We start from the raw sequence: 12574 nt of genomic DNA on the forward strand, positions 1-12574 counted from the left end.
ACATATGGTCAACCATACGGCAACAATGCGAGCTGTAACTTTTCATCCTTTAAATTTGAATGGAATGTAACGCAGTGCTGATGTAAATGCCAGCACTACGTTAAAGCATTAATTCACTGTAACTTTGTCTTCTTGAAATTGAGGAAGATGCTCTTTATGCGCCTCCATCATTTCATCGACAATTTGTTTAGCAGTCGCGTCACTTGGGGTTAGCGGATTAATCGTTAAAGCAAGTACTGCTTTATTATAATCACCGGTTACAGCTGCCTCTGCTGATATGCGTTCGAATGACTTTATTTGCTGAACAAGTCCTCTTGTCGCAACTGGTAGATCTCCCATCGCCAACGGTATAGGACCATCTTTTGTAATAACACAACTGATTTCGACTGCTGATTCATCTGGAATACTAGGAATAGCACCACGATTCATCGTGTTTACTGGCTGAATGTCACGTTTGTCGTTGTAAATAGATGTGATCAAACGAACCGCTGCATCGGAATAATATGCTCCGCCTCGTTCTTCTAATTGAGGTGGTTTAATATCAAGATTTGGATCTTTATAAAGCTCAAACAAATCATTTTCCAATTGCTGAACGACTTCAGCACGAGTACCTTCTGTCTTGGAGCTTTCAATCGTCTTATCCAACATTTCCTTCGACTTGTAATAATACATATGGTACGGACATGTTAAAGCATTTAAGGATTGAATAAACTCAGGTTCCCACCCTATTCCTTCTATATTTTTAACGAAACTTGAGTTTTCCGGATCGGATAATTTTTGCATGACTTCATCCTTTACACTGACTCCATCCAGATATACATCCAGACCGTAAACCATATGATTCAGACCTGCAAAATCAATGTGAACTCGAGAATGGTCTACATCTAATAATTTGGCAATACCCATTTCCATTCCGATAGGTACATTACACAATCCTACAACTTTTTTGATGTTGGAGTAGCGTAGTACGGCTTCTGTTACCATGCCAGCAGGATTCGTGAAGTTGATTAACCAAGCATTCGGACAAAGTTCTTCCATATCTTTCGTTATATCCAAAATGACAGGGATCGTACGTAAACCTTTAAATAGTCCCCCAGGCCCATTGGTTTCTTGTCCAAGTACGCCATATTTCACTGGGATGCGCTCGTCTTTTGCACGAGCATCCAAACCGCCAACACGGAATTGCGTTGTAACAAAATCAGCACCCTTTAAAGCTGCTTTTCTATCAAATGTTAAATGCACCTCGATTGGAAGCCCTGCTTTTTCAATCATTCGTTTTGTAAAGTTTCCAACGATTTCTAGCTTTTCTTTTCCTTCTTCAATATCTACTAACCATAATTCTTTTACTGGGAATTCATTATATCGTTTGATGAAACCTTCTACTAATTCAGGGGTATAACTAGATCCCCCGCCTATCGTTGCAATTTTAATACCTTTTGTCATACTCTATACACCTCCAGGTGATTTTAAGAACCTCTTTAACTTTAAAAGGACTTATACATAAATTGTATCAATATTTAGTAAGAGATAAATAAATGAAGGGCATTTAGTTTTTAATAACGAAAGAAGTAATTTGTTTCATGAATGTAACAAGGTGTATCTTGTTAAGTAGTTGTGTTAAAATGAAGTTATAAGGGTTAAAGAAGGAGAATCCTACACAATGTTTACACATAAGATGATCGCTTCATTCAATGAGTTAGAAACTTCTTTATACAATTATATCAGTCAAAATAGTGAAAAAGTCGCCTATATGCGGATCCGTGAACTTGCAGATGAAACCCATGTATCCACAGCCACGATCCTTCGTTTTTGTAGAAAAGTAGATTGTGAGGGTTTTTCCGAGTTTAAAGTAAAGCTAAAAATGCATGTAGAAGAAAATAAGAAAACGGTTTTAAAAGAGTCTCAACATTCCGTAATGGAGTTTTTTGATCGGACATTAAAAGGAGATATAGAAGAAAATATTAGGGAAGCTGCAAGACTAGTTAACAAAGCAGATAGTGTCATTTTTATTGGCATAGGAAGCTCAGGTATTCTTGCTGAATATGGAGCAAGGTATTTCTCAAGCTTGGGTAAATTTTCGATGTATATAAAAGATCCGCTTTTTCCGATTCATTCCAAGGTACGTTATAATAGCGCAACCATTGCTTTATCCGTCTCGGGAGAATCTAACTTTACCGTTACTCACCTTAATCAAATCAAACAAGAAGGAAGTAAAATTATTAGTATTACGAACAATAAACACTCGACCGTTGCAAAAATATCTGATATAAACATTCCATATTATGTAACGGAGGAGTGGTTTGAAAATGCTAATATTACGACGCAAGTACCTGTGATTTATATTCTGGAAGCACTGGCCCGTGAAATATATAAGCTTGGGTGAATAAGATGTAGAAGCTATTGACATGTGGTCGAACCATGATGATTACAAGAGATGCGGCTGTTAAGTTAGTTAAATTACATTTCCCATGAGGTGTCAAATGGTGGAAAACGCGACTAATAAAGGGTATAATGTAAAAAAGTCGGTGAGAAAACTGATTGATCAAATAAAGCAATTTGATCAATAATTTTCCAGATGGTGTGTTTACTGTTCCACATCCTCCAAATGAACCAGAGTAAGGGTTCGCGCATTACATGATTATTGTAAAAAAGGGAATTCAGCCTTCAGACTTAAGTGAAGGAGAAATGGAACGGTTTCTTGGTCGATAGTGGATCCGTAATCTTCATAGTTGATTTAACGGGATGTAGCTCAGCTTGGTAGAGCACTAGCATGGGGTGCTAGGGGCCGCAGGTTCAATTCCTGTCATCCCGATATTTTATTGCGATATGCTGATATTTATTATTAAGTAGGCTGGTATAAAATCGATCGAGGACGGCTCGAAAACGTTCAAGCAGCACACCCCCATTAAAATAACTATGCTTCTCACTTGGATATGTCATCCCCAATTTTAGGACTGTTAGTAAAAACCAAAAGAAATCACTATAAAACTTTTCGGTATAATAAGCCTTTGATTGGTTGTTAAATGCCACTCCTAAATTTCATTTAAATAAAAAGTGGACGTCTCATGAGTGGACATCCACTTTTGTGCGAGAGAAAGCACATTAGGTTTAATTTATCGGTTCTCTAACTCATAGGTTTCCGGTGACTCGCGAACAATTTCCATAACATTTACATCAAGGGCTTTTGCTATTTCTTTCATCGTGTCTATTGATAAATTTTGATTTGCGTTCTCAATCCTGGAAATGCCACTTTGCTTAGTCTTTAGCGCTTCAGCAAGTTCACTTTGTGTAAGATGTTTTTTTTACGTAAATGTATAATGTTTCGGGCAATTACATACTCAAGTTCGCTATCTTCCCACTCCTGTCGAAACTTAGGATCTTTTAACCGTTCTTCCAGTCTCCTTTTTAGGTAGCTCATTATATTCCCTTCTTTTTTTGTCGCAAAAAACCATCCCGATACTTTTTCGCTCGTATGATTTCTATTCTTGGTGTCTTTTGCTGTTTCTTCGTAAAACCATGAAGAAGTATCAATTTACCAAGAGAACCTATAGAGCCAGCGAATCGCTATAAAACTTTTCGGTGTAATAAGGCTGTGATTCGTCATTAAATGCCACTCCGACCCCTAAGTTTCTATAATTTCCCTGGAGGATATTTTCTCTGTGTCCCAAGGAATTCATCAGTCCCTCGTGGGCATAGATGCTGCTGAACTGACCGTATGCTAGGTTTTCACCAGCCGTCGTAAAGCGAATATCGTCTTCCTCCATACGATCAAACGGAGATTGGCCTTGTAAATTCACATGATCGAAATAGTGATTTTCCGCCATGTCCAAGCTATGATCCTGAGCCGTTTCTCTTACCTGATCATCCCATGATAAAATGGGCAGGTCGTGTTTTGCTCGTGTCGCATTTGTTAAATCAAACAACTGATATTCTAAGCCTTCTTGCAGTTGCTCGCTAGGTTCGGTATAAAACGCATTTTTGTTTTGTTCCAGTCCCTCCTCGATAACTTGGATGGCTGTAACTGTATCATTTTCGTGCTTATCATAAAACATGGTGACATAGTTGTTGTCGGTCTGGAATACATCATACTCTCCATTATGATTAATCTGATAGTTGACTAAACCTTTTCTTATAGACGATTCAGGCGTACCGAGATGCTCATCAACAGATTCTTTTGGACTTCCGAGTTCTATTCCAGTTGAGGAGGCGATCAAATCCTGATTGGTATAAAGGCCGCGAACGATATCTTCTTCATCATAAGCAACCATAATGAAATTTTGGTAGTTTTCATGATAGGCCTCCCAGTCCACACCATATTCATTTTCCGAAGTCCGCTGCGGCTCTCCGGTTTCCTGTTCAACTTCAGCTCTGGAATCGCCTATTTCAATATTATGAATCGAAAATACTTGATCTGTGGGATCTGTTAATTCTGGTGTTTCAATGTCTGTATCGTTTGAATCTGACGGCGACAGATCACCAATCGTCGCAAATAAAGAATTCAATTGCTGATTTAGACTGTCAATCGCAGCATCGATATCTGGATTTTCCTGTGCCCAATCAACTGTAGATTGGATGGGGTTCATTACATATGAAGAAACAAATTGTTGAACTGGCTCTTCCCATAACGGCTTTGAGACATAGCCGATAAACACAATCATTAATAATAAAATAAACCGTTTCACAGCTACACGCTCCAATTTTATATAATATACGGAATGTTCAGGGGAACAATCCTTTTATAGGTATTGTTTTTTTAGATCATAAATTATTCTCTTGCAAAAGTAAATGAATTGCTTTTGATCGTGGATTATAAATGTCTATTTGTGAATAAATATGAAGGAAAAACCTGTTGAAGAAAAAATGACGGACTATAAATATAGTCCGCTGCAATGTGTTTTTTAAAAAGTTATTAAAACGTTACCTCAGTCAACTTCCTTAACTACTTTCGCTGGTACTCCTGCAACGACAGTGTTTTGCGGAACGTCTTTTGTAACAACGGCGCCAGCGGCAACCACGGCGTTTTCTCCAATCGTTACACCTGGTAAAATCGTTGCATTGGAACCAATCCATGTGTTTTTTTCAAGGTTAACGGCTGAAGCATACGTCGTATTTCGTGTTTCTAACGACATCCCATGGTTAAGGGTTGCAATCGTAACATTCATACCCAGTAATGCACCGTCTCCGATATGAAGTCCAGCTCTATCCTGAAATGAACAGCCTGTGTTAAAGAATACGTTTTTTCCGATAGTGATATTTTTTCCAAAGTCCGTATAAAAAGGCGGGAAGCACATAAAAGACGAATCAACTTTGTTACCTGTCAGTTCACTAAATATCTCAACAATTTCTTCCTTTGAATGATAAGATGTATTTAACTCCATCGTTATTCGTTGTGCTTCAAAGCTGCATTGTGTTAATAGTCCGTGAAGTTCCTTATCCTCTCCGGAGATCGGGTTTCCTGCTTTGCAATATGCGATAAACTCTTCCATGTTCATTGTATAATCACCTTTCAATATTCTATCGTCTTACTCTATATCAATCGTTACTTCGACATCATCCGGATAATTCTCCAATAACTCCACACCATCTAAAATTTCTCCCAATTTCACGAGTCCATGAAGCGGTTCGTGATCTCCTTTATAATAAATGACAAAGGCCTCTCCCGGTGTCCAATAGGAAATGTCTCCTTTGCTAAAATGGGAGATATTTGTTTCATCCGCTAAACCACTTATTTCTACATATTTTTCCCGTTTATGCAAGTCATGCATCGTAATCGTCATGGGGAGTTGTTTAATAAAGTCTCTAGTCGTTGCGTTGTCATCTAACGTCGCTCTCAATTGTTTATTATCAAATGTAATTATTATATGTTGATTCTCCATGTATGCGGAATCCCCCTCATTGCTCGGATTTGCTCAATATCAATTGTTCAATAGCATATGCAACACCATTTTCATCGTTAGATAACGTTTGAAAGTCAGCAGCTTCTTTTACAGATGGAGTTGCATTATTCATTGCCACTCCACATCCAGCGTACTCAATCATACTTAAGTCATTTTCACCGTCACCTATTGAAATGATTTCTTCTCTTTTAATAGAAAGTTTTTCTGCAAGCTGCTTTATTGCACGCCCTTTACTTACGATGGGATGAAGAATTTCTAAATAAAATGGCGTGCTTTTTATCATCATGTATTTTTCCTTGAATGAATCTGGTATAGTTTCAATGATTTTATCTAAGCGCTCTGGCTCATCGACAAACATGGCTTTAGGAATTACAATGTCTGCCGGTGTTTCATTCATCGGTCGATAGTGGATCGGAATTTGATTAGCAAAGGCTTTATAGATGGTGTATAGGTTAATCGTTTTATTTGGGTTATACATATGCTTTATATCAAAATAATGCATTGGTGATTGAATTTCTTTGCTTAGTTCATACAAAGCTTTTAAGTCTTGATATGTTAAGTTGTTCTGTGAAACCACTTCCTCAGTGTATGTATTTTGTACAAGAGCGCCGTTAAATGTTATGGCAAAATCCGCCTCATTATTTAATTTCAATTCCTCAATAAAGGGATTGATGCCAAAAATTGGCCTTCCCGTGCATAGTACTACGCTCACGCCGTTTTCTTTAGCAGCTTGAATGGCATCATTGACTTCTTTGGTTATTTCGTTGCGGCTATTGAGAAGCGTACCATCAATATCAATTGCGACTAGTTTATACACATAAATTCCTCCTTTGTTATTAATTTTAGCGTGTTTATTGTTCATACTTGCTCTAAATAGTTACTCTAATTCTGAAAGTGATATTCTATATAGCCTGTCATCACTTTCCTCTGGATTACCGCGTCCGTCTCCATTATTACTAATGAAATAAAGATAGTTATCTTCCACCAGCACATCTCGAATTCTTCCAATATCGGTTATTACTTCACGGTATTCGCCTGTTTCCAGGTCAAATTCTAAAACGGCGGATCCTCTTAGTGCGGCAACATATAATTTATCTTCATCATAATCCATGCCGGAGGGCGCCCAAGTCTCTTCATTTCCAGATGTGAATAACGGTGAAACTAAATCTTCCTGTTTTTCATTGCCTTCGATTATCGGCCACCCATAATTTTGACCGGCTTCGATTCTATTGATCTCGTCATTTGCATTGTCACCGTGCTCACTTGCATATAGTGTACCATCAGATGACCAAGTAAGCCCTTGAGGATTTCGATGCCCATAACTATAGACATAGGAATCTGGAGATGGGTTATCACTTGGTATGGATCCGTTTAAATTCATTCTTAAAATTTTTCCGCCTAATGAATCAAGATCCTGAGCTATTTCGCGTTCAGAAGCATCCCCAGCTGTTGCGTAAAGGTTTCCACCCGGTCCTATTTTAATTCTACCTCCATGATGATAGTTACCGCTAGGAATTTGGTCAAGAAGCAGACTCTCCTCTCTCCACACATTATCTTCCAAGCGGAGTGTGATGATACGATTGAATTGTCCAACACTATCTTCATACGTATAATAGGCATAAGCTAGGTTCGATTCGGTAAAGTTGGGAGCAAGAACAAACCCAAGCAAACCTGCCTCTGCAGCTGTTGCAAGATCTCTCTCGAGTTCCACACTTTGTCGTTCCACTTGTCCATTTTCAATTTTCGCAATGTTTCCTGGCCTTTCTGTCAAATAGAACGTATTCTCATGTGTTTCGATAGACCAGGGAACATCAAGATATCCTGTAATCACTTCTAGTGCTTCAACAGGTAAAGATAACTGTTTTTGTTGTGTATCTTCCAGCTCATTGGAAGAATTTTGTTGCTCATTTTCAGAACACCCGACAAGGAAAAGAAAAACTAATAGAAGGGGGCCCATTACAATTTTTTTCACAAACATCACTCCTAATATTTATTCTCACATTTAAATAGGGCTCGTTCTTTCCCACCAATAAAAGCGATAATGGAAAGGATGCCCAAAAGTAGAATTTTGGGACATCCTCGATACTGGCATTGGAATTCTATTAATCAACTCAGGTACTAACATCAGAAGCTAATACTCGTTCATTTTCTCCATTGTTGTTTTACTCGCTTTTTACAGAATAGCGAATCCATAATGTGCCGTGTTCCAATTCTTTAACGGATTCAAGTTGAAAAGCTTTTTCTTCGATGCTGGAATATGGTTCTTTTGCAACGAAGAATCGGTTACCGTCTGGATCGCCATTTGCGATAGGGGCCAAGATGACGCTGACTTCATCAACCAGTCCGTTTTGAACCATAGACCAGTTGATCGTTCCGCCTCCTCCAACCATCATTCGCTCGATATGAAAGAGGTTATAGAACTTGTCTAGCATCACTTCATAATCAATTTGGTCAATGCCTGCAATGATATAGGATATCTTTTTCTTTCTGAGAAAATCTTTATAGGAATTTGACGCTTGCTCCGTTAAGACTACTACAATGTGGGAAGAGACATTGCCATAGCCAAAGGTATTCTCTTCAAAGGCTAATTCTCCTCGTGGGTCTATGGATAAATAATACATGGGAGCGTCGGGGTCCGCCACATAATCCCCTTCAGGAACAGGGTTAGCGTTTTCATCTAACTCAGGTTCCTTGTAATGGGTAATGTTGTCTTCTGCAGATGTTTTACCGTTCAGATATCCTTGTATTTCAAACTGTTGTTTTTCAGGGTCCAGTGAAAGTTCTTGATATTGTCTACTCGCTTCTTCAAATTCTCGTAAATTCATAATATCCAGATTCCCATCGATGGACGTATGTGTGTGTATAATAATATAAGGTTTGTTCATCCTTAATCCTCCAAATTTTTTATTAAGTGCAGCAATCGTATCGTTTAGATTATCGCTTTACGCGAGTTCACATTGTGCTTATGTCGATCACAAAACGATATTTTACATCCGAAGCTAAAACTCGTTCATATGCTTGGTCAATTTGATCGGCCGAAATCACTTCAATTTTAGGTGCAATGTCATGTTTTGCGCAGAAATCCAGCATCTCCTGCGTCTCACGGATGCCACCAATCATGGAAGCTGCGAATGAGCGTCGTTGACCGATGAGGGAGAACACACTTAATGATAAGGCTTCAGCGGGTGCACCAACATTGATTATTGTTCCATCCAGCGTTAACAGGGAAAGATAAGCGTCCATGTCGATGTTTGCACTTACCGTGTTAATAATTAAGTCAAAAGATCCAGCAAGTTTTTCAAATGTTTCTGGATTACTAGTGGCATGATAGTCTTTTGCACCGAACGAAAAGCCATCTTCCTTTTTATTCAGTGTTTGTGATAGAACGGTAACTTCTGCCCCCATGGCGTGTGCAATCTTAACAGCCATATGTCCAAGGCCGCCCATGCCAACAACTGCTATTTTCTTGTCTGGGCCAGCTTCCCAATGATTAAGCGGCGAATAGGTTGTAATACCTGCGCAAAGCAATGGTGCTGCAGCGTCAAGTTCAATGTTATCAGGTATTCTCAGTACAAAGTCCTCCGTTACAACAATATGAGTAGAATAGCCACCTTGTGTATATTCACCGTACTTGTCAACCGCTGCGTAGGTGTCAACTTTTCCATTGAGGCAGTATTGTTCTTCTCCTTTGCGGCAGTTCTCACATTCGCCACAGGAATCAACCATACAGCCAACCCCTGCTCTGTCACCGACTTTATACTTTGTCACCTCAGGGCCAACATCTGTAACTATACCCGCAATCTCGTGTCCGGGAACGAGTGGGTAGTTCACAGGCCCCCATTCACCATGGGCAGTATGGATGTCTGAATGACAAATGCCTGCATATTTAATTTCTATTAGAACATCACGTGTATCAAGGTCACGTCTTTCAATTTCAGCAGCCCGAAACGATTTGTCTGGACCGTCTACTGCTCGTGCTTTAGCTGTTATCATAAATAAGACCTCCGATAATGTATATTTGCCAAGCTAAGGTGCTTGCCCCCGATATCAATGAATGGCTTTGGTTCACTTTTCCCTTCATTTCTATCTTGCAAATTATCTTATCCCCTATAGTTAACTCGAGGTCAAGTAGTTGATTTATATTTTTTTGACTTTGACATTTTACAAATGTCGTGATAGAATTTTTGAAAATCCTAGAGTTGACTCTAGGTATACATATATTAAAAGGGGAGAAATGGGAATGACATATTCGATCGGCGATGTTGCAAAGAAATTAAATCTCACTGTATATACGTTGCGTTATTACGACAAGGAGGGGCTTATGCCTTTTGTAGAACGCACACCAAGTGGAAACAGAGTATTTAAAGAATCTGATGTCGAATTGTTAAATGTCATTGAATGTTTGAAATCCAGCGGCATGCCGATTAAGGATATCAAGAACTTTATTGAATGGTTGTCGGAGGGAGATTCGACCTTACAGCAAAGGTATGACATGTTCATGGAGCGAAAAACTGCTGTAGAAACACAAATGGAGGAACTACAAAAGACAATGGATCTCATCAAACATAAATGCAGCTATTACAAGACTGCACTGGATGCAGGAACGGAAGATATTCATAAAAATGATAAAATAGGGACTGCTGTTTTTGATTAACATCCCATAAATGGATGACCCAGGAGTTCATGGTTTCTCTCCTGAACGGTCATCTTTTGCTCGCCGGCTTTTAGCAAGTGGCTAAGACATCAAATTTGTTGCTGAATCTACTGGTTTGACTAAGGAAAGAGTTATGGAACTTAAACATGAGATGAAGTATTAAAGGATCTTCAGGCAACAGCATAAAACCACCTCTGTTCACAAACTATATGTAGAGGTGAGAAAAATAAAATAGCAACCAAAAAACATTTGACACGACAACAGGGACAAATACTGGGGTAAGTATAGGCTAAGCAATACGGCTAAATAATTCACGAGTCAACAGGTAACGTTATCACGGGTGACGGACGAATTAGCAGAATACGTAATAGTGATATTTTTTTGAAAAAAGTATCAAGTATTTTCCGCCGCTGCTGATATGTTTTTAACAGAGATTCAGGCGAAATTTTCAAGTCATTTGTAAGGTGAGAGAATTTCATAATTACCCTTTAATTGTTTGACGAACAGGCTGAGAAATGCTATTCTTTAATTAATAATTTGTTTATCCAACAAACTAATCAGAGGGTCAACTGGCATATAAACAAGTTTCTATTTATCCACCATTGAAAGGGATTACATGACGTTGGCTCGTTTTTCCATTATCATGGTGTTAAGAAGGCTATATAAGGGGAATATAAAAATAGAAAGATATAACCAGAAAAAATACATATAAAAAAAGGAGTGTTCATAATCGATGGGTATTCTTCAAGAGCTCTTGCAAGACATTCCTGTTCCTAAAATGGCAAAGGTGAGTCAGGAATTTGAACCTGATAAGATAGATGACCTCGGCAGTGCGCTGCAATCTGAACTGGAAAAGGAACATATTAAAGAAACCGTTAAGCCGGGAATGGAAATTGCGGTGGCGGTTGGAAGCAGAGGCTTAGATCGTCTAGTTGAAATGACTGCTGTGACGGTTAAGTTTCTGCAGGATTTAGGTGCAAAACCGTTTATCGTGCCGTGTATGGGGAGCCATGGTGGAGCTACCGGTGATGGACAAAAAGCGGTGCTGGAACATTTGGGCGTAACCGAGGAAAGTGTAAACGCAGAGATCCGCTCTTCCATGGAAGTAATCAAAGTCGGGGAATTGTCGAATGGACTCCCTGTCTATATTGACGAAATTGCTTCGAAAGCAGATGGAATTGTCGTTATCAACCGAGTGAAGCCGCATACAGCTTTCCGTGGGCCGGTTGAAAGCGGAATTATGAAGATGATCAGTATTGGACTTGGCAAACAAAAAGGTGCCGAAGCATGCCATCAGCTTGGCTTTAAACATATGGCGGAATACGTTCCAGCAATGGCCAAAATGACGATGGAAAAAATGCCAATCATCTTTGCGGTAGCGTCTGTTGAGAATCCGTTTGATAAAGTGGCAAAAATAGAAGTACTGGCTCCTGAAGAAATCGAGGAAAGAGAAACAGAACTACAGAAGCTTTCCAAACAGCTATTACCGAAACTTCATTTTGATAAAATAGATGTCCTTGTCATTGATGAAATTGGCAAAAACATCAGCGGTGACGGCATGGATCCGAATATAACAGGACGCTATCCAACGCCTTATGCATATGGTGGACCAGATGTAACGAAAATGGTTGTGCTTGACCTAACGGAAGAAACAGAAGGAAATGCAAATGGTGTCGGAACAGCAGACTTCACCACGCAGCGTCTTGTGGACAAGATGGACCGGGAAGCGACGTATGCCAATGGGTTAACTTCAACGGTTGTAACACCGACACATATAGCCACAACGCTTCCAAACGATCAACAAACGATCCAGGCAGCCATTAAAACAAGTAATATTCTAGATTTTAATGATGTAAAAATGGTCCGGATTAAAAACACATTGGAACTAAGTGAAATTGAGGTATCAGAGGGACTGCTTGATCATATGAAGGATCATGAAAGCATTGACCAAATTTCAGACCTGTATGATCTAGATTTTGATAATGAAGGAAATTTAGCGTAAAAAAGTTTTAGGGGGAATTAT

14 protein-coding genes and 1 tRNA gene are annotated in these 12574 nt (G+C 39.1%); 4 read left to right on the forward strand and 11 right to left on the reverse strand.

Going from position 1 to position 12574, the window contains the following annotated elements:
- Positions 1 to 108 precede the first annotated feature (108 nt).
- Positions 109 to 1443 carry a 6-phospho-beta-glucosidase gene (locus OLD84_RS03750; protein ID WP_209461785.1) on the reverse strand — a complete coding sequence of 445 codons (1335 nt, stop codon included), beginning with the start codon at positions 1441 to 1443 and terminating at the stop codon, positions 109 to 111.
- A 217-nt stretch (positions 1444 to 1660) separates the two neighbouring features.
- On the opposite strand from OLD84_RS03750, the gene OLD84_RS03755 reads away from it, so the two are divergent.
- Positions 1661 to 2383, forward strand: a complete 723-nt coding sequence (locus OLD84_RS03755; protein WP_209461786.1) for a MurR/RpiR family transcriptional regulator — start codon at positions 1661 to 1663, stop codon at positions 2381 to 2383.
- A gap of 355 nt (positions 2384 to 2738) precedes the next feature.
- A tRNA-Pro gene (locus OLD84_RS03760) sits at positions 2739 to 2812 on the forward strand.
- 301 nt (positions 2813 to 3113) lie between these two features.
- Here OLD84_RS03760 and OLD84_RS19435 read toward each other — a convergent pair.
- The 10 genes from OLD84_RS19435 to OLD84_RS03800 all read right to left on the reverse strand — a co-directional run bounded on the left by OLD84_RS19435 (position 3114) and on the right by OLD84_RS03800 (position 9890).
- A complete protein-coding gene (locus OLD84_RS19435) occupies positions 3114 to 3245 on the reverse strand; it encodes a hypothetical protein (protein ID WP_390336648.1) in 132 nt (43 codons plus the stop codon).
- Between the two features lie 17 nt (positions 3246 to 3262).
- Positions 3263 to 3418 (reverse strand): hypothetical protein, encoded by a 156-nt coding sequence (locus tag OLD84_RS03765; RefSeq protein ID WP_209461787.1) that lies wholly within the window; start codon positions 3416 to 3418, stop codon positions 3263 to 3265.
- The gene (locus tag OLD84_RS19440) at positions 3418 to 3531 is read right to left on the reverse strand and encodes a type II toxin-antitoxin system RelE/ParE family toxin (protein WP_209461788.1); all 114 of its coding nucleotides are present in this window, start codon (positions 3529 to 3531) and stop codon (positions 3418 to 3420) included. The genes OLD84_RS03765 and OLD84_RS19440 overlap by 1 nt, the downstream gene beginning before the upstream one ends.
- A gap of 14 nt (positions 3532 to 3545) precedes the next feature.
- Complete coding sequence (locus OLD84_RS03770) at positions 3546 to 4682, reverse strand: CAP domain-containing protein (protein ID WP_264917274.1); 1137 nt, start codon at positions 4680 to 4682, stop codon at positions 3546 to 3548.
- Between the two features lie 240 nt (positions 4683 to 4922).
- Positions 4923 to 5492, reverse strand: a complete 570-nt coding sequence (locus OLD84_RS03775) for a DapH/DapD/GlmU-related protein (RefSeq protein WP_209461789.1) — start codon at positions 5490 to 5492, stop codon at positions 4923 to 4925.
- A gap of 30 nt (positions 5493 to 5522) precedes the next feature.
- Positions 5523 to 5876, reverse strand: coding sequence for a cyclophilin-like fold protein (locus OLD84_RS03780; protein WP_209461790.1), 354 nt, complete (start codon positions 5874 to 5876; stop codon positions 5523 to 5525).
- A 16-nt stretch (positions 5877 to 5892) separates the two neighbouring features.
- Positions 5893 to 6714, reverse strand: coding sequence for a sugar-phosphatase (yidA, locus tag OLD84_RS03785; RefSeq protein ID WP_209461791.1), 822 nt, complete (start codon positions 6712 to 6714; stop codon positions 5893 to 5895).
- Between the two features lie 60 nt (positions 6715 to 6774).
- Positions 6775 to 7875 carry a PQQ-dependent sugar dehydrogenase gene (locus tag OLD84_RS03790; RefSeq protein ID WP_209461792.1) on the reverse strand — a complete coding sequence of 367 codons (1101 nt, stop codon included), beginning with the start codon at positions 7873 to 7875 and terminating at the stop codon, positions 6775 to 6777.
- A gap of 184 nt (positions 7876 to 8059) precedes the next feature.
- Positions 8060 to 8782, reverse strand: a complete 723-nt coding sequence (locus OLD84_RS03795; protein ID WP_209461793.1) for a dihydrofolate reductase family protein — start codon at positions 8780 to 8782, stop codon at positions 8060 to 8062.
- A gap of 67 nt (positions 8783 to 8849) precedes the next feature.
- Positions 8850 to 9890, reverse strand: coding sequence for an NAD(P)-dependent alcohol dehydrogenase (locus OLD84_RS03800; protein WP_209461794.1), 1041 nt, complete (start codon positions 9888 to 9890; stop codon positions 8850 to 8852).
- Between the two features lie 247 nt (positions 9891 to 10137).
- Here OLD84_RS03800 and OLD84_RS03805 point away from each other — a divergent pair, with 247 nt between their 5' ends.
- The gene (locus OLD84_RS03805) at positions 10138 to 10551 is read left to right on the forward strand and encodes a MerR family transcriptional regulator (protein ID WP_209461795.1); all 414 of its coding nucleotides are present in this window, start codon (positions 10138 to 10140) and stop codon (positions 10549 to 10551) included.
- Positions 10552 to 11284: 733 nt separating this feature from the next.
- Positions 11285 to 12553 (forward strand): nickel pincer cofactor-dependent isomerase, group 22, encoded by a 1269-nt coding sequence (locus tag OLD84_RS03810; protein ID WP_209461796.1) that lies wholly within the window; start codon positions 11285 to 11287, stop codon positions 12551 to 12553.
- Positions 12554 to 12574 lie beyond the last annotated feature (21 nt).

The organism is Virgibacillus natechei (assembly GCF_026013645.1).
GTDB lineage: Bacteria > Bacillota > Bacilli > Bacillales > Amphibacillaceae > Virgibacillus_L > Virgibacillus_L natechei.